Source organism: Arthrobacter sp. 05T420, from assembly GCF_056396305.1.
Genome location: NZ_JBFTLG010000002.1, coordinates 193,151 through 215,261, shown reverse-complemented (window position 1 = coordinate 215,261; position 22,111 = coordinate 193,151). Strand labels below are relative to the sequence as shown.

The window sequence follows — 22,111 nt, the reverse complement described above, 5'->3', positions numbered from 1 at the left end:
CAGTGCTCCGGCCGCCAGCACCAGCGCAGTCGCAATCCTGAGCCACAAGGGACCGGGAAGGTGGCGGAAAAGCCAGCCATACATCCGTCAGCCTTCCCTGGCCGCGCGGACCGCCTGCGCAATTTCAGCCGGCGGGCCCGCGGAAACAGGTTGCCACCGCGCCAGCAGTGCGTAGGCCACAAAGCGTTCCTGGGAACCGAACCGCGGGTTGCAGCTCGTCAGGGTCAGGTAGCTATCCGTCGGCGCGGCGCCCGGCCGCGTCGGCACCGGCAACAGTACATCGGTCCGCGAGGGGAGGACTGTCTGGCTGTTCCGGAACACGTAGACATAGTAGCCCTCGCGGGTCTGAACGTAGATCCGGTCCCCGGGCACCAAGGCGTCGATATGGTCCAGGACTGCCCCGTGGGTCTGCCGGTGGCCGGCCACGGCGAAGTTTCCCGCGGCCCCCGGCATTGCCGTGCCCTGGTAGTGCCCGATGCCCAGGGTGTCCAAGACCGCCGGCGTGGTTCCCTGAACGATGGGACGCGTGTATCCGGAGCCGAACCGGGGGACATACAGAATGCCGATTGTCGCGCCCTCTGCCGGCTCGGGGGCAGCACCGGGCTTGGGCACCACGGCGGCCCCGGGGGCAGTGGCCGCCGGGCCGTTGCCGTCTAACGTCCCGCGGGCAAAGTCCTTCACGACGTCGCGCTGCCGGGCATCGGAGGCCACATTCGTCCAGCACAACTGCCACGCCACAAAGAGCAGGAGAATGACGCCGACACTTATGAGCAGCTCGCCCGCGATCCGGACGCCGCGCAGGAGCGGACTGCGGCGGCTGCGGGCCGCCGGGCCGGATCCCTGCTCCAAGTGCAGCACGGCGGGTTCTCCTTCAGGCGATTGCGGAGTCCACGGTGTGTCCGGAACTACAGCTAGAATTGGCTCCGATAAAAGAATTCAAACCTGACCAAGAGCGCTTTGGCCGGCGGGGCTCACTTCCTGCAGGATATCAAGCCACGTTGCCGCTCTTGTTCCAGCCCGCCAAGGAGGATCAGTGCCCGAGTCGAAGCCGCGTAAAAGGACTGCCCATGTGCCCCCGCAGACTTCTGCTGCGGAGGCCTACAAGCCCAATCCGGTCTGGTTCAAGCCCGTCATGTTTGGCCTGATGATCATTGGCCTGCTGTGGATCATCACGTTCTACATCACCGAGGGCGCCTTCCCCGTTCAGGCTTGGGCCTCGTGGAACATCGTCGCCGGATTCGGAATCGCGATCATCGGCTTCCTGATGACCACGCGCTGGCGTTCCTGAACAAGGCCCCGCGGCGCAATTTCCCTGACGGGCCGGTACACACAGTGTGCCGGCCCGCCGTCGTTAAACCCCGACACCAATCCCGGCCCCAGCGAAGGAATCCAGATGACCCCGGCAGTAAGCGGCTCAACCATTGGCGACGACGGACTGGCGCGGCCGGCGTGGGCGTCGGTGGATCCCATGCTCCGCGAGTACTACGACAACGAGTGGGGCATGCCGGTCCGGGATGAGCAGGGCCTTTACGAACGGATCAGCCTCGAGGGGTTTCAGGCGGGGCTGTCCTGGGCCACGATTCTGCGCAAGCGTCCTGCTTTCCGCGCGGCGTTCAAGGACTTCGACCCGGAACTCGTGGCCCTGTTCACGGACGCCGATGTGGAGCGGCTCATGCTGGACGCCGGGATCGTCCGGAACCGGCTAAAGATCCTGGCAACCATCACCAATGCACGGGCTACTCTGGCGCTGAGGGACGACGGCGGCCTGGTCGACTTCGTGTGGGGGTTCCAGCCTACTGCCACCCCCCGGCCCAGCTCCCTCGACCAGGTCCCCACCACCTCGGCCGAGTCCATTGCGCTCTCGAAGGCTCTGCGCAAGAAGGGCTTCGCCTTCGTCGGGCCCACCACGATGTTCGCGCTCATGGAGGCTATCGGAATGGTGGACACCCATCTGCTGGACAGCCACCGGCGCGGAACGTCGGGCGTCTGGCCGCACTGACGGCCGGGTTGGATGGGCGACCCGACTTTATCCACAGCTGTGTACAAGTCTGGGGAAACTTATCCACATTGTTCATAAGTTCCCGGGTCCTCGCGCGTATCGGCTCGGCTTAAAGGCCACAGCCGGGCCCCGTGCGGATGGTGAGATTCCCGGCGGGAGTCGAATTACAGGGTTGTAAGTTATTAACAGTGTGGATTGCCTGTGGAGAAGTACGGCAGGCCATCAACTGGGCCCAGGCAGAACTCGCGTGGTGCTGCGTCGTCCTCCTTTGGCGGCCCGGTCCCCGACTGAAGCCGCCCGCCCGGGCCGGCAAGGCAACGGATGAGTTATCCACTTAATAACACCCCGCTACCCACAAGTTATCCACAGCTGGGGATAACAGGGAGAGATTGCGGGCCGCGACCCCGCTGTGGGGCCATGAGCCGGGTTAGTTCCCCCGGAGACTCCAACCATCAAGTTATTAACACTGTGAATAACCCTGTTGAAACACACAGCGGCTGTCCCCAGCGGCCGTCCCAGGACCGTACATACCTATGGGCGGCCCCTGTGGCGCTCCCATCCGGCCAGCAGCAGGCATGCCATGGAGCAGGGGCAGTGCGACGTAGACGCCGCGACACTTGCCGCGACGAAGACAGGGCAAGACGGGGTTCCGGCCGGCGGAAGGCGCGGGCTCGCGGAGCAAAGTTGTCCACTTACTCACAGGGCAGCCCACAGAAGTTATCCACAGGTGTGGAGATCAGGCCGGCCGCAGCACTTGACCACGGCAAAATCGCCAGCCCGGGCGGTCAGACCCGGGTGGCCACCGTGAACTACACGGTTGTAAGTTATTAACAATGTGGATAACCCTTGTGGAAAACTTTTCGGGCCGCCCCTGTGAATTCGGGCGTGGGAATGAATGCCGGCGATGGGCTCGGCCCGGGACCGCGCGCTTAGGTCCCCACCTCTGGGAAGCGAGGAGGGGACCTAAGGGGAGAGTGAACGGCGGGGCGGACACCAAAAAACTAGATTGCTAAATCGGGCCGGGACACCGGCAGGCGCAGGCTAAGGAGCGGACTAGGCGCTGGCGCCGGCCATCCGGACGACGGACACGACGATCACAAGGGCAAGGACCCCGGCAAGGCCGATGGCCTGCAGGAGGGTCTGCCGGGGGCCGCGGGGGGTATAGGCAATGACTGCAGCGCTCAGGGCACCGGTGACGAGGCCGCCGAGATGGGCCTGCCAGGCAATCTGGGGCACCATGAAGCCGATGACGCCGTTGATGGCGATCAGGACAATGAGTTGGCGGACTTCCCCGCCGCGCTGCCGCTGGACCACCAGCAGCGCGCCAAACAAACCGAAGATAGCGCCGGAGGCGCCCACGAGACCCACGGGGCCATTCACGGGGTACACCGGGGTCAGCAGGAGGAACCCGACCGAGCCGCCGACGGCCGAGAGCAGGTAGATGGCCAAGAAGCGTGCATAGCCAAGGAGCGGCTCAAGGATCTGGCCGAAAATCCACAACGTATACATGTTCAGGACGATGTGGAGCAGGAATCCCTGCGAGTGCAGGAACGCCGAGGTGAGCAGCCGCCACGGTTCAACGTCGGTCAGGGCGGGAGCGTACGCCAGTTGCTGATAGATCCCGTCGTTGGGAACTATCCACTGCAGTGCATAGACAAGGGCGCACAGCCCGATGATCACGTAAGTGACCACGGGTTTGCCGGCGGTCACGGCGCCGCCGTAGACGGTCCGGGCTGTCGGCGTCGTGCGTTTGGTTTCGTTAACACAATCAACGCATTGGAATCCGACGGCGGCCGCCCGCTGGCAGTCGGGGCACGCAGGGCGCCCGCACCGCTGGCAGCGCACATAGGCGGGCCGGTCCGGGTGCCTGGGGCATACCGGGACCTCTGCGGACGGCTCTGCCGCCGGAACTCCGTAGCTCATGGTGTGGGGTTAGAGCTGTTCGATATCAATGCTGTTGATGGTGACGTCCTCGACAGGGCGGTCGCCCATGCCGGTGCGGACGCCTTCGATCGCGTCGACGACCTTCTTGGAGTCCTCATCGGCAACTTCACCGAAGATGCTGTGCTTGCCCTGCAGCCAGCCGGTGGGGATGGTGGTGATGAAGAACTGCGAACCGTTGGTGCCGCGCCCCATCTGGACCCCGGCGTTGGCCATGGCCAGCTTGTACGGCTCGTTGAAAGTCAGTTCCGGGTGGATTTCATCGTCGAACTTGTAGCCCGGTCCACCGGTGCCGCGGCCCAGGGGATCTCCGGCCTGGATCATGAAGTCCTTGATGATGCGGTGGAAGATGGTGCCGTTGTAGAGCGGCGTGCCGGTCTTGTCCTCGCCCGTTTCCGGATGGGTCCAGGCCTTCTCACCGGTGGCCAGCCCGACGAAGTTGTCGACGGTCTTCGGCGCGTGGTTGCCATAGAGGTTGACGACGATGTCGCCGAGGCTCGTGTGGATAGTGGCTTTTGCGGTTGCGTTGGCAGTCATGGGGCCTATTCTTCCATGACGGCTCCGCCCACGTAGGGCCGCACAGTCAGTTCCGCGCTGGGTGAAATCCACTGGAAATCGGTCTGAAGAATAGCCGGTGCGTTCCTAGACACGTAGGCTAACAGCAGAACCGTCACATTAATCGGGAGGTAGTTGTGAAGAAAACGGATCGTATTGCCCGTGACCTGGAGCAGTCAGTCAGCACCGGAGTAGACAGCGCCAAGGATTGGGCGGCACCGCGGGTTGAGGCTGCCGTGAACTGGGCTGTTCCCCGCCTGCAGCATGGGCTGGATACAGCCTCTCCCAAAATCCAGGAGGGGCTCAAGTCGGCGGCCCACAATCTGGCCGGCGGCGTTGCCACCGTCACCCCGCGCCTCCAGGATGGCTTGGCCCAGCTTGCGCCGAAGATCCACGACGCAGCGGAAAGCGCGACTCCGCGACTGCACGAGGCTGTAGACAAGGCGGCACCGGTGATCCTCAACGCACGGGACCGGGTGGTAGTCGAGTACCTGCCCAGGCTTTCCGACCAGATCGGACAGGCTTCCGTGGCCGTCCACCGCACGCTGGAAAACGCTCCGGCCCACGTGGACGCCGTCGCACAGAAGCTTGTAGATTCCGGCGTGGTCCACGGCGTCCAGGCACAGGCCCAGACTGCCAAGGGACATGCCAAGAAGGCCGGAAAGAACATCAAAGCGGCCGCCACCGAAGCTAGCAAGACGGCCAATGCGAAGCTCGCCAAGCAGCAGAAATCCAAGCACCGCGGCCTGCTGATCTTCGGCATCATCGCTGCCGCAGTCGCCGCCGGTGCCGCAGCCTGGAAGGCTTCCCGGCCTGTAGAGGACCCCTGGAAGGTACCGACGCCGGTGACGCCTGCCCCTGCCGCCCCTGCCAGCGAAACGCTGAAGGACGCCGCCGACAAGGCAGGCTCCGCGGCTGTTGCGGCAGCGGACACTGCCGCCGAGGCATCGGCCAAGGCTTCCGATTCCGTAGCTGCCGCGGCGGACAAGGCGTCAGAAGCGGCCAAGGACACTGCCGACGACACCGCGAAGACTGCCGCCAAGGTTGCCACCGATGCCAAGACGGCCGTCCGCAACATTGCGGCCAACCTGAATAACGGGGCAAACAAGCCGGGCCAGTAGCTCCGGCTGGCACAGGCCGGCTGAGCCGCGACCCTGCCAAGGGCCGCCCGGCAGCCGGCAGGTGTCCTGCATTTTCCCAGGGAGGGATTCCGCTACGGCGGGATCCCTCCCTTTGTTTTAAACGATAGGTTTCACGCGGCTGCTTTTGCACGGAGCGTGGAGGCTCGTCGCGGTCTCCCTTCAAAGTGCAGGCTAGATGCTAAATTTGTGGTGATGTCACCCCATAGATCACCTCAGGATGCCTTGCTTACTGCTCCGCCACCGGCTGTATCTATTGTGATCCCGGCGTACAACGAGGAAAGTGTCATCCGGCAGTGTCTGATCGCCGCGGTATATCAGTCTGTGCCTGCCCACGAAATCATTGTGGTGGACAACCTGTCCAAGGACCGCACGGCGGAAATCGTGCGGCAGATGCAGCTGGAGTACCCGGAGAGTCCCATCGTCCTGCTCAGCCAAAACCGCGATCAGGGACTTATCCCCACCCGTAATTTTGGCCTGGACCACGCCACGGGCGACATCCTCGGCCGGATCGACGCCGATTCCGTCCTGGAACCGGATTGGGTAGAGCAGGTACAGAACGCCTTCGGTGACGAGTCTGTGCACGCCGCGACCGGGCCGGTGGTCTACTACGACATGCCCATGCGCCGGTTTGGGCTCAAGGCGGACGACAAAATGCGTCAGCTAATGCTCAGACTTGCCAAGCACCAGTATCACTTTCTCTTCGGCTCCAACATGGCGCTTCGCCGCTCGGCCTGGGAAACCATCCGTGCAGAAGCCTGCCTGGACGAGCAGGACGAGATGCACGAGGACATCGATCTTTCGCTGCACCTGGCCGACCACGAACTCCGGATCCAGTACTGGCCGCAGATGATCTCGGGCATGTCGGCCCGGCGGCTCGAGGACTCCCCGCGGGATTACCGCTACTACGTGACGCGCTTTGACCGAACCTACAAGGCCCACAACGTCAAGAAGATGGCACTGAAGGCACCCATGGTGGTCTTCTTCTCGGTCTATTTCCCGGCAAAATTGCTCCGCGCCATTCACACGGTGAACGCACCCCAGCCAGCCCGCCGCGGCGGCCAATAGCCCGCCCCACCACCACGGCCACGAGGCGCCGCCAAAAATTCGCGGCCCAGCCGGCCTAGTCCGTGCCGAGCTCCGCCAGCCGCTCCGGACCGGGCCCCTCTGCAGTGTGCCCCTCGGCCATGCTCCGGGCGGAGCGTGAGCCGCGCTGTCCAAGGACCACGACGGCGAGCCCCACCAGGATCATGGCCAGTCCGGCATAGGTCCCGGCCGGGAGCGTCTCGCCCAGGAAGGCCGCAGCCAAAAGCGCCGCTCCGGGGATTTCCAGCAGGATAATCATGGACACCAGCAGCGGGCTCATGGTTGCCAGCAGATAGTTGAACGCGGTGTGCCCCACCAGCTGTGCGCACACGGTGATCGCGAGGATCCCCAGCCAACCGGTGGCTTCGAACCCGGCCAGCGGCTGCCCAGCCAACAGGGCCATCCCCGCCACAATCGCGGCGCACATGCCGTAGCACAGGGTCGTGTAGACCCCGGTGCCCAGGCTCTGCCGCGCCTTGCCTCCGGCGAGCGTGTAGATGCCCGCGAGGGCGCCGCCTGCCACGGCCAGGAGATCGCCTACGAGAGCTCCGGGTGAGGTGCCCATATCAAAACCGGTGATCGCCACGACACCGCCGAAGGCGAGCCCCAGCCCTACCAACACCGGCCAGCGGTGCCGGACTCCCCGGAAGAGTTGGAAGATCGCGATCCAGCCTGACTGAAGACACACCAGCGCCGTCGCCGCCGCGACTGAGGTCAGCTGCAGGGAGGTAATGAAGCACGCGAAGTGCAGGGCCAGGGCCACCGCGGCGGCGAGCGACCAGCGGAACTCTGCTCCGGTCACCCGTGCGAACTGACGGGGGTTGCGGACCACAACGGGACCGGCCATCACCACTGCTCCGATGGCGTTACGCCAGAAAGCGATGGCCAGGGCACTGACCGACGTGGCGCCCAACGTGGCGGCAATGAGCGGCCCGGACGAGGCCACGCCGAGTACCCCCACGGCTGCAAGTAAGAAGTTCACGTTCCAACCCTAGTGGGGCGGACCTCCGTGTCCCTTACAGCCGCTACGCCTTGACCGGTACATACGCCAGTGCCACCCTTAAGTCGCGGTCTCACATCCCGGTCTCGCCATCATCGAAGAAGGAGACCATCATGGCGTCAATGATCCGCAAGAGCCTGGACAATCCCGAAGAATCACGTCCTGTTGCCCAGGGGATGGGCCGGGTGGACCTCGTCAACCTGGACTCCGGCCCGGTCGGACGGGCCACATTCCTCCCGGGCTGGAAATGGTCAGATCACGTCAAGCCGATCGCCAAAACTGACAGCTGCATGGCCAGCCATATCGGCTACACGATTTCAGGACGCATCAAAGTCGTCATGGATGACGGCGAAGAACTCGAATTCGGCCCCGGCGACTTCGGCGTCATCCCGCCGGGGCATGATGCCTGGGTACTCGGCGACGAGCCTTATGTGTTCATCGACTGGCAAGGCATGGCTGATTACGCCAAACCGAAGGAGTGATTGCGAAAAGGGCATGAAAAAAGCCCCGGACCGCGTTTCCGCGGTCCAGGGCTTTTCCTATGGTGGAGGCACGGGGACTCGAACCCCGAACCCCCTGCTTGCAAAGCAGGTGCGCTACCAATTGCGCCATGCCCCCATAAGAAGCAACCCGACAATCATACCCTAGGTCCGGCGAGCTGATTTCCAGCGTCCATTCCCAGTTTCCGGGCTAGTCAACCGTATCGGTTGAATTGCTCCAGATCACTTTCCGGGCTTCGGATTCCTGCACTTTCCTGTAGAGGAGAACGCCTGCGACCGTGGCTGCAATAACCAGCAACTTCTTCACATGCACTCCGTTCCGGTTCAGTCATCGACGAACCTTCACTAACCTCTATCAGAACCAGTACTGGTTCCGTGGGCGTACCAGGACTTGAACCTGGGACCTCTTCGTTATCAGCGAAGCGCTCTAACCGCCTGAGCTATACGCCCCGATGCCTCATCGGGCCGAGATATGACTGTACAGCACATCCCGGCCCGATCTCAAATCGAGGCTTTTTCCCGCGGTATTCCGCGGAAAAGTGCGGGATTTAGTCGTCCGTGAGGGTCACGCCGATACCGCCCACGAGCGTCGCCGCAATGTTGTACAGCACCGCCGAAAGCATCGACAGGGCCGTCAGCAGCACCACGTTGATCACGGCGATGATGGTCGCGAACGAGGCCACCTGCCCGAGCGACGCCACCTTCTTCAATTCAAAGCCGCCGCCTTCGGAACCGGCGAGGGTCCCTAGCAGGCTGTCCACCTGGTCAAAGATCCCAGTCAGATCCAAAACGGTCCAAAGCACGATGGCCGCCACGACCGTGACGATTCCCAGCGCCACGGAGAGCAGGAAGGCCATCTTCAGCACGGACCAGGGGTCCACCTTGCTGACCAGGAGCCTGGCACGGCGCACCTTGGCCTTGGGAGCCGGCTTGATCAGCCCGGCTGTGCCCTGCCCGCCGGACTGGGCTGGGCGCTGTCCCGGGACCGTTGGGCGCTGTCCGGGTGCGGGTGGACGCTGTCCCGTTCCTGCGGCCGCGCCGGACACGCCAGGGCGCTGCTGCGGACGCGAGGGGGCTCCCCCTACGCGCGGTGCGGCTGCGGGTTGCCGCACGCCGCTGCTGGGCTTGGGATATGAGTCGGAATTACTCACTCGTTACCTCCGGTGTTGTCTTCGTCCAGCTCGGCATTGCCTGATGACTCATCTGACTCCGGGGCCGGTACTGATTCTGCCGTTGCGGAGTTGTCATGCAATCCGCCATTTTCAGCCAACGTTACGTCATCCGGCGCGGAAGCCCGATTTTCGGCGTCGTCACTTGTATCTTCACCTGTGTTGTCGCCTTCGGCTGGTTCCTCGCTTTCCAGCCCGCGTTCACTGTTGCGTGCAACGGCGATGATGCGGTCGTTCTTATCCGGCTTGGCAAAGATCACACCCATGGTGTCGCGGCCCTTGGCCGGCACGCCGGTGACCGAGGAGCGGACTACCTTGCCGCCCTCCATGACCACCAGGACTTCATCCTCTTCTTGGACGATCAGGGCACCGACTAGGTGCCCGCGCTCCTCCTGGTACTTGCCGACCTTGATGCCGAGGCCGCCGCGGCCCTGGAGCCGGTATTCCTCCACTGCCGTCCGCTTGGCGAAGCCGCCCTCGGTGACGATGAAGACGTATGAGCCGTCCTTGACGACGTCGGCCGCGAGCAGTTCGTCGTCTTCGCGGAACTTCATGCCGGTCACACCGGAGGTGGCGCGGCCCATCGGGCGCAGCGCATCGTCCGTCGCGGTGAAGCGGACGGACTGTCCCTTGCGGGAGACGAGCATGAGGTCGTCGGTTTCGGAGACCAGCTGGGCCGAGACGAGCTCGTCGCCGTCCCGCAGGTTGATCGCGATCACGCCGGCGGACCGGTTGGTGTCGTAATCTTCCAGACGGGTCTTCTTGACCAGGCCGCGCTTGGTGGCAAGTACCAGGTACGGGGCGTGCTGATAGTCGCGAAGGTCCAGCACTTGGGCGATGTGCTCATCCGGCTGGAAGGCCAACAGGTTGGCCACGTGCTGACCCTTGGCGTCGCGTCCGGCTTCGGCGAGCTCGTAGGCCTTCGCCCGGTAGACCCGGCCCAGGTTGGTGAAGAACAGCAGCCAGTGGTGCGTGGTGGTGACGAAGAAGTGCTCCACGACGTCGTCCCCGCGCAGCTGGGCGCCCTTGATGCCCTTGCCGCCGCGCTGCTGGGAGCGGTAGTTGTCGCTGCGGGTGCGCTTGACGTAGCCGCCGCGGGTAATGGTGACCACCATTTCCTCTTCGGGGATCAGGTCCTCCATCGACATGTCGCCGTCGAAGCCCATGAGCACCTTGGTGCGGCGGTCGTCGCCGTGCTTGGCCACGATTTCGGCCAGTTCCGCGCTGATGATCTCCCGCTGGCGCTCTTCGGAGGCCAGGATCGAGTTGTACTCGGCGATCAGGGCCTCGAGTTCGGCATGGCGGTCCTGGATCTTCTGGCGCTCCAGGGCGGCGAGCCGGCGCAGCTGCATGTCCAGGATGGCCGTGGCCTGCAGCTCGTCGATGGCGAGCAGTTCCATCAGCCCGTCGCGCGCGGCCTGCGTGGTGGTGGACGCACGGATCAGGGCGATGACCTCATCGAGCGCATCCAGCGCCTTGAGAAGGGCCCTCAGGATGTGCGCTTCCTGTTCCGCCTTCCGCAGCCGGTACCGGGTGCGGCGGGCAATGACGTCCATCTGGTGCGTGACCCAGTGCCGGATGAACGCGTCGAGGCTGAGCGTGCGCGGCACCCCGTCAACGATGGCGAGCATGTTGGCGGCGAAGTTGTCCTGCAGCTGGGTGTGCTTGTAGAGGTTGTTCAGCACCACCTTGGCCACGGCGTCACGCTTGAGCACAATGACCAGGCGCTGGCCCGTGCGGCCCGAGGTCTCATCGCGGAGGTCGGCGATGCCGGAGATCTTGCCGTCCCTGACCAGTTCGGCGATCTTGATGGCCAGGTTGTCCGGGTTGGCCTGGTACGGCAGTTCGGTGACCACCAGGCATGTGCGTCCCTGGAGTTCCTCGACGCTGACCACTGCGCGCATGGTGATGGAGCCGCGGCCGGTGCGGTAGGCATCCTCGATACCCTTGTGGCCCAGGATCGTGGCGCCGGTCGGGAAGTCGGGGCCCTTGATGCGCAGGAGCAGCTCTTCGAGCAGTTCCTCGCGGCTGGCTGTCGGGTTGGACAGGTACCACTGCACGCCGTCGGCGACTTCACGGAGGTTGTGCGGCGGGATGTTGGTGGCCATGCCGACCGCGATACCCGAAGAGCCGTTGACCAGGAGGTTGGGAAACCGCGCCGGCAGGATGGTGGGTTCCTGGTTCTTGCCGTCGTAGTTGTCTTGGAAATCGACGGTTTCCTCGTCGATGTCCCGCACCATTTCCATGGCCAGCGGAGCCATCTTGGTTTCGGTGTACCTCGGGGCGGCTGCGCCGTCGTTGCCGGGCGAGCCGAAGTTTCCCTGCCCGAGCGCCAACGGGTAGCGCATGGTCCAGTCCTGGATCAGGCGGACCAGCGCATCGTAGATGGCCGTGTCGCCGTGCGGGTGGTACTGGCCCATGACCTCGCCCACCACACGGGCGCACTTGTTGAAGGAACGCTCGGGGCGGTAGCCGCCGTCGAACATGGCGTACAGCACGCGGCGGTGGACGGGCTTGAGTCCGTCCCGGACATCCGGGAGGGCGCGGCCGACGATCACGGCCATGGCGTAGTCGAGGTAGGAGCGCTGCATTTCCGTCTGCAGATCCACCTGTTCCACACGGTCCGTCAGCACATCGCTGTCCAGGACAGTGCCTTCAAGTACGGGCTCGCCAGCGGCCGAGCCGGCCGGGACCTCGGGTGTTTCGTCACTCATAGTCTATATTTTCCGTTTCAGGTATATATCAGTCCGGGAATATTCAGGGCTGTTGGCCGCTAGATATCGAGGAACCGAACGTCCTTGGCGTTCTGCTGAATGAAGTTTCTGCGGGATTCGACGTCCTCGCCCATCAGGGTGGAGAAGGTCTGGTCCGCGGCGAGGGCATCGTCCATGGTGACCTGCAGGAGGGTGCGGTGGTCCGGGTCCATGGTGGTGTCCCAAAGCTCTGTGTAGTCCATCTCGCCGAGGCCCTTGTAGCGCTGGATCCCGTTGTCCTTCGGAATACGGCGGCCGGCGGCCTGGCCGGAGAGCAGCTTGGCGTCCCGTTCGCGGTCGCTGTAGACGTAGTCGTGCGCGGCGTTGGACCACTTGATCCGGTACAGCGGCGGCTGCGCGAGGTAGACGTAGCCGTTTTCAATCAGCGGCCGCATGTAGCGGAACAGCAGCGTCATCAGCAGCGTCGTGATGTGCTGGCCGTCCACGTCGGCATCGGCCATCAGGACGATCTTGTGATAGCGGAGCTTGGCGATGTCAAAGTCTTCGCCAATTCCCGTGCCGAAGGCCGTGATCATGGACTGGACCTCGGCATTGCCGAGGGCCTTGTCCAGCCGTGCCCGTTCCACGTTCAGGATCTTGCCGCGCAGCGGCAGGATGGCCTGGGTCTCCGGGTTGCGCCCGCGCTTGGCGGAACCGCCGGCGGAGTCGCCCTCCACGATGTAGACCTCGCACTTGGCCGGATCTTTCGAGGAGCAATCCGAGAGCTTGCCCGGCATGCCGAAGGATTCCAGCGGGCTCTTGCGGCGGGCGTTGTCGCGGGCCTTCCGCGCGGCCATGCGGGCCTGGGCCGCCGAAATGGCCTTCCGGATGACATCGCGGGCGGGGCCGGGGTTGCGTTCCAGCCAGTCGCCGAGGCCGTCGGTGACAACGCGCTGGACGAAGCCCTTGACCTCGGAGTTGCCGAGCTTGGTCTTGGTCTGGCCTTCGAACTGCGGCTCGGCCAGCTTGACGGAAATGACTGCCGTCAGGCCCTCGCGGATATCGTCGCCGGTGAGGTTGTCGTCCTTTTCCTTGATGATGCTTTTCTCCCGCGCGTAGCGGTTGATGAGCGAGGTCATCGCGGCGCGGAAGCCCTCTTCGTGGGTGCCGCCTTCGTGCGTGTTGATCGTGTTGGCATACGTGTGGACGCTCTCGGAGTACGCGTTGGTCCACTGCATCGCCATTTCCAGGGCGATGTGCCGTTCCGTGTCCTCGGTCTCGAAGGCGATGACGTCCTCGTGGACTACATCAACCTTCTTGCCGGAGTTCAGGTGCTTGACGTAGTCCAGCAGCCCGTCGTCGTACTGGTAGACCACGGTGTGGAATTCCGCGGGGATTTCGCCTTCAGTGGGGACAGTGTCCAAGTCCAGGTCGTCGTCCTCGGACGGTTCCTCCGGAGCACGGCGCTCGTCGGTCAGCGTGATGCGCAGTCCCTTGTTAAGGAAGGCCATCTGCTGGAAGCGGGCACGCAGTGTTTCAAAGTCGAAGTAGGTGCTCTCGAAGATGGTGGCATCCGGGTAGAACGTCTGCGTGGTGCCGGTCTCGGTGGTTTCCTCGCCCTGGACCAGGCCGCCTTGGGGCTTGCCACCGTCGGCGAAGGACATCCGCCAGACGTGTCCCTGGCGGCGGACCTCGGTGTCGACGCGGCTGGAGAGGGCGTTGACCACCGAAATGCCGACGCCGTGGAGGCCGCCGGAGACGGCATAGCCGCCGCCGCCGAACTTGCCGCCGGCGTGCAGGATCGTCATGACGACTTCCACGGTGGGCTTGTGCTCGGTGGGGTGCATGTCCACGGGGATGCCGCGGCCGTTGTCGACCACCTTCACGCCGCCGTCGGCCTGCAGCACGATTTCGATGTGCGTGCAGTACCCGGCCAGGGCCTCATCCACCGAGTTATCCACCACCTCGTAGACCAGGTGGTGCAAACCACGGGGTCCGGTGGAGCCGATGTACATGCCGGGACGTTTCCGGACAGCTTCCAGGCCTTCAAGTACGGTGATGTCGCTGGCGCCGTATTCGCGCGATGTCGCGGTCCCCGACGACGGCGCTGCCGCCGCCACTTGCCCTACCGCTTCCGCTACGTCTTCCACTGCCGGGATCTCTGCATTGTCGTTAGCCACAGGCGCTTTCGACTCCTCTATGTTCGTTGAAGGCCGGCCGTTGCCTCTTCCGTGGAAAAGGCTCCTGCCAACAGGCACGTCACTGACGACGCCGGGTGTTCCGCTGACTTGGGATTCCGTCCACCGCACGCTGAAATTGCGTCGGAAACGGACTCAGTCAACGCTTCACCGGCGCCCAGTTATCTCCACCGATTCTATCGTGTTATAGGACCCAAACCCGCATTCCAGGGCGCCAAACGGGCAGGAAAGTGCCGCTGGGAGGCCGCTGGCTCCCCCTGCAAGGGTTTCGGGGTCCAGCCCTAGGGTGCCTATACGACTCCGGGGCGTTCGAGCGCCCTACACGCCGCTTGCGGATTTTTCAAGGTTTTTTGCAAGAAGTGCTTCAGATCCGGTGCGCGCCTCTGCGGCCAGGGTTAACCGTACGTGTCGCGGGGCCCGCGGCCGTTGACCGTCCGGAGGCCCTTGCGCCAGCTCGGCGCGGCGGGTCCGAGCACCTGGATGCTGGTGACAACACCGTCACCCAGGTCGGTGCGGAATTTCTCCAGTAGGCTGCTGCTGAGCAGCCGAAGCTGGGTCGCCCACGCCGTGGAATCGGTGCGCACATGCAAGGTGGTGTCCGTGAAACTCTCAGGGGTGCAGTGTGCCGAGATCTCCGGACCGACCAGCACGGCCCACTGCGCCATGACGGAGCCGACGGCCACCGGCGAGCTCCAGCCGCGTTCGGCCACGAGGCGTCCCACAACCTTTCCCAGGCCCAGCGGATCCCGGCCGGTGCCATGAAACTGGGAGAATCCGCGGGTTCCCCGCGCCGTGCGGCCGGGTTTTGTCGCGGCGGCGCCGGGGCGCGGCGGAGCCTTGCGCCGGATTTCGCCGCGGGCAGCGGCGGCGTCGCGCATCCTGTTCAGTGCGGCCTGCGCGGCGTCGATCTCGTCGGGGTCGCGGCCCGGTTGGAGGCCGCCGTCGGTATCCTTATTCATCGATTTTCCTGCTCATCGATTCCTCCCGGGATGACCTTCACCCGCCGGCCGGTCAGTTCCGCCGGGATATCGGCCTCGACGGCGGCAGTGACCAGCACCTGCTCGGCGCCGGATACTATTGCCGCCAGTTTACGCCGCCGCTGGACGTCAAGTTCGGCAAATACGTCGTCCAGGATCAGGATCGGAGGCGACCCCCCGGTGCGGGCGTCGTCGAGCATGACGTAGTAGGAGGCCAGGCGCAGTGACAGGCACATGGACCAGGTTTCCCCGTGCGAGGCATAGCCCTTGGCAGGGGCGGATCCCAGCACCAGCTCAAGCTCGTCGCGGTGCGGCCCGACCAGGGAGATGCCCCGTTCCAGTTCCTTGCGGCGGGATGCGGCAAAGGCCTGGATGTAGCGGTCGGTGAGCTGCTCGACGGAGAGCAGGCGCAGATCCTCCGCCGCCGGCGCGGCAGCCGCGTCGGTGACGACACCGGCCTCCGTGGCGGCGCCGTCCGCAGGTCTGGCCCCAGAACTGGCCGCAGCGCCGTCGTCGTCCAAAGTGTCCTGCAGCGTGGAACGGTACACGGCAGCGGCCTCCTTGGAGCCGTCGGTCAGCTCCGCGTAGGCATTTTTCAGGTGTGGTTGCAGGCGCTCCACAAGCTCCAAGCGCGCGTGCAGCAGTTCGGCTCCGGCCCGGGCCATGTGCTGGTCCCAGACGTCGAGCGTCGCCTCATGGCCGGCAGTGAATTTCCCGGTCCGCCCAGATTTGAGCAGCGCGTTCCGTTGCTTCAGCACCCGGTCATAGTCACTCCTGGTCGCGGCGTGGCGCGGGATGAGGCTGACCAGCAGTTCATCCAGGAACCGGCGGCGGTTTGACGGATCGCCCTTGACCAGCGCCAGGTCCTCCGGAGCGAAGAGCACCGTCTGGCAGATGCCAAGCAGGTCCCGGGCACGGACCGGGTTGCTCCGGTTGATGCGCCCACGGTTGGCCCTGGAGGCGTTGATTTCCAGTTCGAGCACGGTGGCCTGATCGCCGCGAACCAGCTTGGCCCGGATCATCGCCCGCTCGGTGCCAAAGCGCAGCAGCGGCCCGTCCGTGCTGACGCGGTGCGAGTTGAGCGTGGCAAGATACCCGATCGCTTCCATCAGGTTGGTCTTGCCGATCCCGTTGGAGCCCACCAGGACGGTGACTCCAGGCTCGAGGCTGAGATCGACCTGCGCGTAGCTGCGGAAATCTGTGAGCGAGAGTTTTTCTAGGTACACGCGGGATTCAGGACTTCGCAGGCAAGATAAATTGTCCGGGCAGGATTACTTGGCGGGCCGGGTCGCGTGGCCGCCAAACTGGTGGCGCAGCGCGGACACCATCTTCATGGCCGGCGAGTTGTCCTCGCGGGAGGAGAACCTGGCGAACAGCGCAGCCGTGATTGCCGGAGCCGGCACGGCATTGGCGATCGCTTCCTCGACGGTCCAGCGGCCCTCGCCCGAATCCTCGACGTAGTCCGAAATCGATTCCAGTCCGGGGTCCTCATCCAGTGCCTTGACCATGAGGTCCAGGAGCCAGGAGCGCACAACGGTGCCCTTTTGCCACGCCCGAAACGTCCCGGGAAGATCGGCGACGATGTCCTTCGCGGCCAGGAGCTCGTAGCCTTCCGCGTAGGCCTGCATCAGGCCGTATTCGATCCCGTTGTGTACCATCTTGGCGTAGTGGCCGGCACCGATGCCGCCGACGTGCACGAAGCTGTCGGCGCGTTCGCCGGCGGGACGGAGCGCGTCGAAGACGGGGAGGGCCCGTTCGATGTCCGCGGCGTCGCCGCCTGCCATGAGGCCATAGCCGTTCTTAAGACCCCAGACGCCGCCGGAGACTCCGCAGTCCGCAAAGCTGATTCCCTTTTCGGCCAGCGCCGCGCCGTGTTTCTGGTCTTCGGTGAACCGGGAGTTGCCGCCGTCGATCACGAGGTCGCCGGCGTCGAGCTTGGCGCCGAGTTCAGCGATGACGGCATCGGTGATGTCGCCCGAGGGGACCATGACCCAGATGAGCCGCGGCGCCGGAACGGCGGCGATGAGTTCGTCCACAGAGGCGACGTCGGTGATGTCCGGGTTGCGGTCAAGGCCGGTGACCTCGATCCCGCCGTTGCGCAGGCGTTCGCGCATGTTGAAGCCCATTTTGCCAAGGCCGATTAGTCCGATGTGCACGGGATGAACTCTTTTCTGCGCTGGGTGCTTCGTGGTGACGTCACTCAACTGACTCACAGTTGGGCCGTTTTGAGGGGTCAGAACGGCCCCAACTGTCAGCTAGTTGGGCAGCCGGACGGGCATGACGAGGTAGCGGTAGTCGCCCTGGTCCTCGCCCTCGGCGTCCTGCTGCGCTGTGATCATGGCCGGCTTGGGTGCGGTAGTGAAGGAGAACCGCACGAACTTGGTTTCGATGACGCTCAGGCCCTCGATCAGGTAATGCGGGTTGAAGGCCACAGTGATGTCCTCGCCGGACAACTGGGCTTCGAGTTCCTCGGAGGCCTGGGCGTCCTCGCCGGTGCCCGCGTCCAAGTGCAGCTGGCCCTGGGTGAAGGCGAGCCGGACAGGGGTGTTGCGTTCGGCCACGAGCGAGACGCGGCGGACGGCTTCGACCAGCTCTTGGGTCTGCACGGTGGCATGGATGGGGGTGGAGTCCGGGAAAAGCGAACGGATCTTGGGGTAGTCGCCATCTACCAGGAGCGAGGTGGTAGTCCTGCCGCCGCTCTCGAATCCGATCAGCCGGCTGTCGTCATCGGCGAGGGCGATGTTGATGTCGCCGCTGCTGCCCAGAGTTTTTGCCACTTCGTTAAGGGTCTTGGCCTTGACCAGAGCGCTCGTGGAAATGCCGGGAGTCACAGGCTTCCAAGGGACTTCCCGCATTGCCAGGCGGTAGCGGTCGGTGGCCAGGAGGGTGATGAGGTCGTCCTCGATTTCCATCCGCACGCCGGTCAGGATCGGCAGGGTGTCGTCCTTGCTGGCAGCGATGATCACCTGGGACACCGCCTGGGCGAACGAATCGCCGGGAACGGTGCCGCTGATGGTGGGCAGGGCCGGCAGCGGCGGGTATTCAGCCTCGGGCATGGTGGCCAGGTGGAAGCTGCTTCGGCGGCATGTGAGTGTCACTTTGTTGCCGTCGGTTTCGACCTCGACCGGGGCGGACGGCAGGCTGCGGCAGATGTCCGCGAGCAGGCGGCCCGAAACCAGGATGGTGCCTTCGGTGCTGATGTCAGCAGGGATTTCGAGCCTCGCGGAGGTCTCGTAATCGAAGCTCGAGAGGCTGACGGTACCGGCTTCAGCTTTCAGGAGCAGGCCTGAAAGTACGGGAACAGGCGGCCGCGGAGACAACGACCGGGCGGTCCATGTCACGGCTTCTGCCAGGACGTCCCGTTCGACTCTGAACTTCACGGAAGGGTGCCGCCTTTCATTGCTGCTGTTAGTGCTGAAAACCGCTGAGACTTCTCAAGCTGCCGCGGACCTCGGCAGGGACGCCGAACTCCGTCAACAAGGGAATCGTCCGCCCTCCCCGGGCCTCATGGCCCGCAGGGAACCACAAAAGATGTCCAGGACGGACGCACTGGAGACAGCTTAGCCCCAAGGTGAGCGTTTCTCCCATCCCCGGGTTACATCAGTGTTGTTCGCGGGGCCGGTCTGCTGTGCCGGTCCGGAACGGGCCTGGGCACTGCTCGGAAGTGGGAAGGAGATTGTTGTTTGAGGGAATTTCATTTTCTTGGGATTAGTAGTGTTAATAACTGCTGTGGAAACTGTGGATAACTCGATCCTGCCGTGCGAATCCGCGGTGATGCCCTGTTCATGGACTGTGGGTGGAGCAGGTTTTAAACAGGGTGTGGATGGGGACAAGTTTTTTGGCCGGTTCGCTGATCCACAGGCGCCTTAAGGGTTTTAAGCCCATTAACCGCGGTTGTCCCCTTAAGTATCCACAGGGTTGTCCACAGGGCCCTGTTAATAAGGTAAGAGTGCGCCGGCGGACGGCTCAGGAATTACGCTGCTGCTGCTTGATCCGGTTGGTCAGCTCGGTCACCTGGTTGTAGATGACCCGGCGCTCGGCCATGAGTTCGCGGATCTTGCGGTCGGCGTGGATCACGGTGGTGTGGTCGCGGCCGCCCAGCTCCTGACCGATCTTGGGCAGGGACATGTCCGTGAGCTCCCGGCACAGGTACATTGCGATTTGCCGTGCGGTCACCAGCGTGCGGGTGCGCGACTTGCTGCAGAGTTCTTCCATGCTGAGCTTGAAGTAGTCGGCCGTCTGCGTGAGGATCTGGGCCGAGGTGATTTCCTGGGCGCCGTCGTCGGTGATGAGGTCCTTGAGCACCATCTCGGCCAGGGCCACATCCACCGGCTGCCGGTTCAGGCTGGCGAACGCTGTAACGCGGATGAGGGCACCCTCAAGCTCGCGGATGTTGCTGGAAATCTTCGAGGCGATGTATTCGAGGGCATCATCCGGGGCGGAGAGGCCCTCGCTGAGGGCCTTCTTGCGCAGGATCGCGATGCGGGTCTCCAGCTCGGGCGGCTGGATGTCGGTCAGCAGGCCCCACTCGAAGCGCGACTTCATGCGGTCTTCGAAGCCGGCGAGCAGCTTCGGCGGCTGGTCCGAGGTGATGACCACCTGCTTGTTGTTGTTGTGCAGGGCGTTGAACGTGTGGAAGAACTCCTCCAGCGTCCGGTCCTTGCCGGCCAGGAACTGGATGTCGTCGATCAGCAGCACGTCCACGTTGCGGTACGTGGTCTTGAAGCTGGTGCCTTCGTCGTCTCGGATGGAGTTGATGAAGTCGTTGGTGAATTCCTCGGAATTGACGTAGCGGACCCGGATCCCGCTGTAGAGCCGGCGCGCGTAGTGGCCGATCGCGTGAAGCAGGTGGGTCTTGCCTAGTCCGGAGTCGCCGTAAATGAACAGCGGGTTGTAGGCCTTCGCCGGTGCCTCGGCCACAGCCACGGCGGCTGCATGGGCGAACCGGTTGGAAGAACCGATCACGAAGGTGTCGAAGACGTACTTCGGGTTGAGTCGGCCGAATTCGTGCGAGGTGCTCGGCAGCATCGGCTGCGGCTTCAACTCCACGGTCGGGTCGGCGGCCAGGGAAAGTTCGACGTCGGGTTCGGGTTCTGTGTGCAGGGGCACCAGATCGGTGTCGACGTCGATCGCGCAGCGGATCTCGTCGGAAAACACGCTGCGGAGGGCGTCGTCGAGGGCTTCCTTGACCTGGGTCTGCAGCACTTCGCGGGTGAGCTCGTTGGGGACGGCCACCAGAAGGGTGGAGCCGATCAGGCCCTGGGCCTGGGCCAGGATCACGAAGCCGCGCTGCCGGGGAGAGACACGGTGGTCGTTCTCCAGAAGGCTCACAACCCGCCGCCAGGAACTTCCGACAGTGTTGGCTTGGTTGGCTTCGTCTACTGTCATCAATCAGTTCCTCAAACTTGCTGGCCTGCATTACGTGCATCCACGCGGTCCGGAGCGGTACACCGGCCCGGCTCAATCCACAGGGTTATGCACAGTCCGTGGATAAGGGGTTACTGAGCCACTGTAGGGGATGAAAAGGCTAGAAGATAGCTGGGTTCAGTCCTGTGGATAATTACACCGTTGTGGTTCTCAAAAGGGGCGGGTGACGCACTTCATCCACAGGCTGCGAAAGCAGTTAGCCACAGCTGGGGATAGCTTTCGGAGCGACCCCCGGTTTGACTCGGGAGGGCGGCAAGCCCTAACGTTGTGAAGTCCCATGTGTACGCTTTTCGCCTCATCTGAATCTCGCCTGACGCCCCGCGTCGTGCGAGTTACGAGGGAAGTGGCACATACCAAAACTTAGCGTCGGCCAGTTCTTCCCCTTGATCGGGTGGGCGCACCTTTGATCCACTGGAGTAACTAACGTGAGCAAGCGGACTTTTCAGCCGAATAACCGCCGTCGAGCCAAGAAGCACGGCTTCCGCCTTCGTATGCGTACCCGTGCCGGCCGTGCCATCCTGGCAGCCCGTCGTGGCAAGGGCCGCACCGAACTGTCGGCCTAAATAACTGACTCGTCGGTCCATATCCCTGTGCGAGTTGAACGGTGCTAGCCACCAGGAACCGTCTGCGGACTTCAACCGATTTTTCAACAACTGTACGTTCCGGTGTCCGCAATGGACGCCGGAACGTAGTGTTATATGCGGTAGCTCTCGCTGCCGATGAACCAAGCCGGATCGGATTCATCGTTTCCAAGAGTGTTGGGAACGCTGTTGTCAGGAATCTCGTTAAGAGGAGACTGAGAGAAGCCGGTGCATTGTCGTTGCAGAAATACGGCAGCGGGTTCGCCATCGTGGTCCGGGCACTGCCCGCCGCGTCGGGAGCCAGCTGGGACCAGCTGCTGGCCGACTATGACGCCGCTTTGGAAACGACCATGAAGCGGCTGGGCAGCCACCTTCTGAAGGCTGCTTCATCAGGTTCTAACGAGACAACACAGGAAGGGACCCCGCGTGCGTAACTCAACTGCCGCCGTCGTCCCCCGCCTGTTCATTGCGGCGCCCGGATCGGTGCTGAGCCGGTTGGCGACCGCCGTCTGGAACCTGCCCCGTAACATCCTCATCCTGCTGCTGATGGCCTACCGCAAGGTGGTCTCGCCGCTGTACGGCCAAGTGTGCCGATTTTTCCCCAGCTGTTCGGCCTATGCCCTTGAGGCGATCACGGTACACGGTGCTGTGAAGGGAAGCTGGCTGGCTGCCAAGCGCCTTTCGCGCTGCCACCCCTGGAATGCCGGCGGTGTGGACCATGTCCCCGCCGGGCACCGGGAATGGCCGGCCGGCCGCACCCCCACAATTGTTGTGCTGAACAATCCGGACCAGTACCTGGCTGCTCAGACTGATGGAGAAGGCCGCTCTGCGGCCTGACGAATAGGG

At 63.9% G+C, this 22,111-nt stretch carries 21 protein-coding genes and 2 tRNA genes; 8 read left to right on the top strand and 15 right to left on the bottom strand.

What is annotated here, in order from left to right:
* Window positions 1–87: 87 nt before the first annotated feature.
* Window positions 88–858, bottom strand: a complete 771-nt coding sequence (locus tag AC1DEM_RS03310; RefSeq protein WP_476883094.1) for a class E sortase — start codon at window positions 856–858, stop codon at window positions 88–90.
* A 175-nt stretch (window positions 859–1,033) separates the two neighbouring features.
* Between AC1DEM_RS03310 and AC1DEM_RS03305 the strand changes: the two genes are divergently transcribed.
* On the top strand, window positions 1,034–1,288 hold the full coding sequence (locus tag AC1DEM_RS03305) for a cell division protein CrgA (RefSeq protein ID WP_476883093.1): 255 nt from the start codon (window positions 1,034–1,036) through the stop codon (window positions 1,286–1,288).
* A 105-nt stretch (window positions 1,289–1,393) separates the two neighbouring features.
* Window positions 1,394–1,999, top strand: a complete 606-nt coding sequence (locus tag AC1DEM_RS03300) for a DNA-3-methyladenine glycosylase I (protein ID WP_476883092.1) — start codon at window positions 1,394–1,396, stop codon at window positions 1,997–1,999.
* A 1,053-nt stretch (window positions 2,000–3,052) separates the two neighbouring features.
* On the opposite strand, the gene AC1DEM_RS03295 is transcribed toward AC1DEM_RS03300, so the two are convergent.
* A complete protein-coding gene (locus tag AC1DEM_RS03295) occupies window positions 3,053–3,922 on the bottom strand; it encodes a rhomboid family intramembrane serine protease (RefSeq protein ID WP_476883091.1) in 870 nt (289 codons plus the stop codon).
* A gap of 9 nt (window positions 3,923–3,931) precedes the next feature.
* Window positions 3,932–4,477 (bottom strand): peptidylprolyl isomerase, encoded by a 546-nt coding sequence (locus tag AC1DEM_RS03290; RefSeq protein ID WP_476883090.1) that lies wholly within the window; start codon window positions 4,475–4,477, stop codon window positions 3,932–3,934.
* A gap of 155 nt (window positions 4,478–4,632) precedes the next feature.
* On the opposite strand from AC1DEM_RS03290, the gene AC1DEM_RS03285 reads away from it, so the two are divergent.
* Together AC1DEM_RS03285 and AC1DEM_RS03280 are read left to right on the top strand one after the other, a co-directional pair.
* On the top strand, window positions 4,633–5,616 hold the full coding sequence (locus AC1DEM_RS03285; RefSeq protein ID WP_476883089.1) for a hypothetical protein: 984 nt from the start codon (window positions 4,633–4,635) through the stop codon (window positions 5,614–5,616).
* 213 nt (window positions 5,617–5,829) lie between these two features.
* Window positions 5,830–6,702, top strand: coding sequence for a glycosyltransferase family 2 protein (locus tag AC1DEM_RS03280; RefSeq protein ID WP_476883088.1), 873 nt, complete (start codon window positions 5,830–5,832; stop codon window positions 6,700–6,702).
* Between the two features lie 55 nt (window positions 6,703–6,757).
* On the opposite strand, the gene AC1DEM_RS03275 is transcribed toward AC1DEM_RS03280, so the two are convergent.
* Window positions 6,758–7,702, bottom strand: a complete 945-nt coding sequence (locus tag AC1DEM_RS03275; RefSeq protein WP_476883087.1) for a DMT family transporter — start codon at window positions 7,700–7,702, stop codon at window positions 6,758–6,760.
* Window positions 7,703–7,833: 131 nt separating this feature from the next.
* Between AC1DEM_RS03275 and AC1DEM_RS03270 the strand changes: the two genes are divergently transcribed.
* Window positions 7,834–8,202: a cupin domain-containing protein gene (locus AC1DEM_RS03270; RefSeq protein WP_476883086.1), complete on the top strand. Its 369-nt coding sequence runs from the start codon at window positions 7,834–7,836 to the stop codon at window positions 8,200–8,202.
* A gap of 60 nt (window positions 8,203–8,262) precedes the next feature.
* Here the strand turns inward: AC1DEM_RS03270 and AC1DEM_RS03265 are convergent.
* The 11 genes from AC1DEM_RS03265 to dnaA form a co-directional block, all read right to left on the bottom strand.
* Window positions 8,263–8,338, bottom strand: a tRNA-Ala gene (locus AC1DEM_RS03265).
* A gap of 72 nt (window positions 8,339–8,410) precedes the next feature.
* Window positions 8,411–8,527: a DLW-39 family protein gene (locus AC1DEM_RS03260; RefSeq protein ID WP_216699097.1), complete on the bottom strand. Its 117-nt coding sequence runs from the start codon at window positions 8,525–8,527 to the stop codon at window positions 8,411–8,413.
* A 69-nt stretch (window positions 8,528–8,596) separates the two neighbouring features.
* Window positions 8,597–8,670, bottom strand: a tRNA-Ile gene (locus tag AC1DEM_RS03255).
* A 98-nt stretch (window positions 8,671–8,768) separates the two neighbouring features.
* Entirely contained in the window at window positions 8,769–9,371 is a 603-nt protein-coding gene (locus AC1DEM_RS03250; RefSeq protein WP_476883085.1) for a DUF3566 domain-containing protein, read from the bottom strand.
* Window positions 9,368–12,103 (bottom strand): DNA gyrase subunit A, encoded by a 2,736-nt coding sequence (gyrA, locus tag AC1DEM_RS03245; RefSeq protein WP_476883084.1) that lies wholly within the window; start codon window positions 12,101–12,103, stop codon window positions 9,368–9,370. Before gyrA ends, AC1DEM_RS03250 begins: the two co-directional genes overlap by 4 nt.
* A gap of 59 nt (window positions 12,104–12,162) precedes the next feature.
* Entirely contained in the window at window positions 12,163–14,262 is a 2,100-nt protein-coding gene (gene gyrB / locus AC1DEM_RS03240) for a DNA topoisomerase (ATP-hydrolyzing) subunit B (RefSeq protein ID WP_476883083.1), read from the bottom strand.
* A 413-nt stretch (window positions 14,263–14,675) separates the two neighbouring features.
* Entirely contained in the window at window positions 14,676–15,239 is a 564-nt protein-coding gene (locus AC1DEM_RS03235) for a DciA family protein (RefSeq protein ID WP_476883082.1), read from the bottom strand.
* Window positions 15,236–16,483, bottom strand: coding sequence for a DNA replication/repair protein RecF (recF, locus tag AC1DEM_RS03230; protein WP_476883081.1), 1,248 nt, complete (start codon window positions 16,481–16,483; stop codon window positions 15,236–15,238). The genes AC1DEM_RS03235 and recF overlap by 4 nt, the downstream gene beginning before the upstream one ends.
* A gap of 45 nt (window positions 16,484–16,528) precedes the next feature.
* A complete protein-coding gene (gnd, locus tag AC1DEM_RS03225; protein ID WP_476883080.1) occupies window positions 16,529–17,413 on the bottom strand; it encodes a phosphogluconate dehydrogenase (NAD(+)-dependent, decarboxylating) in 885 nt (294 codons plus the stop codon).
* A 99-nt stretch (window positions 17,414–17,512) separates the two neighbouring features.
* On the bottom strand, window positions 17,513–18,637 hold the full coding sequence (gene dnaN / locus AC1DEM_RS03220; protein ID WP_091560743.1) for a DNA polymerase III subunit beta: 1,125 nt from the start codon (window positions 18,635–18,637) through the stop codon (window positions 17,513–17,515).
* 586 nt (window positions 18,638–19,223) lie between these two features.
* Entirely contained in the window at window positions 19,224–20,645 is a 1,422-nt protein-coding gene (gene dnaA / locus AC1DEM_RS03215) for a chromosomal replication initiator protein DnaA (protein WP_277524928.1), read from the bottom strand.
* A 464-nt stretch (window positions 20,646–21,109) separates the two neighbouring features.
* On the opposite strand from dnaA, the gene rpmH reads away from it, so the two are divergent.
* Genes rpmH through yidD form a run of 3 tightly spaced genes read left to right on the top strand, consistent with a single transcriptional unit; the run spans window position 21,110 to window position 22,102 of the window.
* Window positions 21,110–21,247: a 50S ribosomal protein L34 gene (gene rpmH / locus AC1DEM_RS03210; protein WP_003800212.1), complete on the top strand. Its 138-nt coding sequence runs from the start codon at window positions 21,110–21,112 to the stop codon at window positions 21,245–21,247.
* Between the two features lie 41 nt (window positions 21,248–21,288).
* A complete protein-coding gene (rnpA, locus tag AC1DEM_RS03205) occupies window positions 21,289–21,699 on the top strand; it encodes a ribonuclease P protein component (RefSeq protein WP_476883079.1) in 411 nt (136 codons plus the stop codon).
* Complete coding sequence (gene yidD / locus AC1DEM_RS03200) at window positions 21,692–22,102, top strand: membrane protein insertion efficiency factor YidD (RefSeq protein ID WP_476883078.1); 411 nt, start codon at window positions 21,692–21,694, stop codon at window positions 22,100–22,102. Before rnpA ends, yidD begins: the two co-directional genes overlap by 8 nt.
* Window positions 22,103–22,111: the final 9 nt, after the last annotated feature.